Origin of the sequence: Bartonella sp. TS82HLJMH, assembly GCF_042193495.1 — a bacterium.
Taxonomy (GTDB): Bacteria; Pseudomonadota; Alphaproteobacteria; order Rhizobiales; family Rhizobiaceae; genus Bartonella; species Bartonella grahamii.
On the sequence record NZ_JBHILU010000058.1, the window covers coordinates 1 to 1652 of the forward strand.

The 1652-nt window shown below is 41.3% G+C and carries 1 pseudogene; it reads right to left on the reverse strand.

The features are described from left to right. Positions 1-1652: pseudogene (locus ACFIKO_RS09155) on the reverse strand (hypothetical protein); the annotation flags it as partial.

The window sequence follows — 1652 nt, forward strand, 5'->3', positions numbered from 1 at the left end:
TTTTCTTCAACATCACTACCATCATCCTTGACAGTCTTAACTTTGAAACTTGGAGCTGTCCATGCGCCATTCTCATACTTAGCGCCACCGCCAAAATACGTAGCAACCTTATCACCTAATGAATAAAGCTGATTACCCGCTACTGCATCCGTTGAGCTTTCAGAAATATCTCCATTTGCAAGAAACTTAATCTTGCTATGGGCTTTCGCATCATCTTTTCCATGCTGTGCTACAAAGGCACCTTCATCCTCGCTCCACAACAACGCATTCTGCTTAATCTGTTCAGTAACCTCTGTGTTGCTTTCTGTAACCTCTTTTTGAAGATTCGCAAAAGAAGTACCAACACCCTCAAAAGCAGCTACTACACTACTATAGTCCTTATCTTCAATTTCAGTACCAGATTCATTAACGGTCTTAACCTTGAATGTAGGAGCTACCCATTCTCCATTCTCATAGCTAGCATTACCGCCTAAAGACTTCGCAACATTACTGCCAAGAGAATAAAGCTGACCACCATTCACAGCATCATATGAACCATCAGTTATTTTTCCTTCAGCTACATTATGCAATCCAACCTGACCCTTGCTCGGATCTCCAAAAGTCACACTATTCTTATTAACTTTAGGCGCTGATCTGGTAAGTGTACTGACCTCTTCTGTATCTTCTTCTATATCGTAGAAAACCGCTACAGAACGCACGTCATTAATTTCGGTAGAAAGTTTTGTCACATTCTCATCAAGCTGGTCTTTGTTAACAGCTTCATTACCTTTCACGGCTTCTTTCACACCAGAAAGAGTCCGGTCTGCTTGGTCCTTATTGGCGATATTGATTTCTGTACCACCTTTTTCCGCTCCAATGGTAATACGATTAGTCTTGTCTTCTTGTTTAACAAGGCTATCACTTATCATAGTGTTAATCTCATCATGAATACTCGTGAAAGAATTACCAACACCTGCAAAAGCATCCGCTACATTCTTATAGGACTCCTCAGTAAGATCGCCATCAGAACCGATTTGTTTGACCTTGAAATTTGGAGCTGTCCATGCGCCATTCTCATAGCTAGCGCCACCGCCTAAAGACTTCGCAACACTGCTCCCTAGGCTATGAACCTGGGAACCATTTACTGCATCCGTTGAGCTTTTATTAATTGCTCCATTTGCAAGAGACGTAATCTTGCTGTTGGCTCTTTCTTTACCTTCTCCATGCTGCGCTACAAAAGCCTGCGCATCGTTGTCCCATGACAAAGAATCTTGCGCAACACCTTGAGAGACTTCCTTAATACGCTGGTTCACATTCTTGATATTTGTATCAAGACCTGCAAAAGCACTTCCAACATTATCATAGCTAGTTTTTTCTGCTGCGCCATCTTCAGAAATCTTAGATAATTTATAGGTAGGGCCTGTGAAAGTACCATTATTAAATGCAGCTTCACCACCTAAGTATTTCGCAATATTTTGAGAAATCGTATTAATCTGGCCACCAGTGATTGCATCATGTGATCCCTCACCAATGGTACCATCAGCTACATTATGGAGACCTACAGCTGCAGAATCTTTCCCTTTACCAAAAGTCACACTCGCATAATCAATAGCATTATTGTCATCACCTTTTTTATCATAATGAACAACAGCTGAATCATCAGACTGAAGACT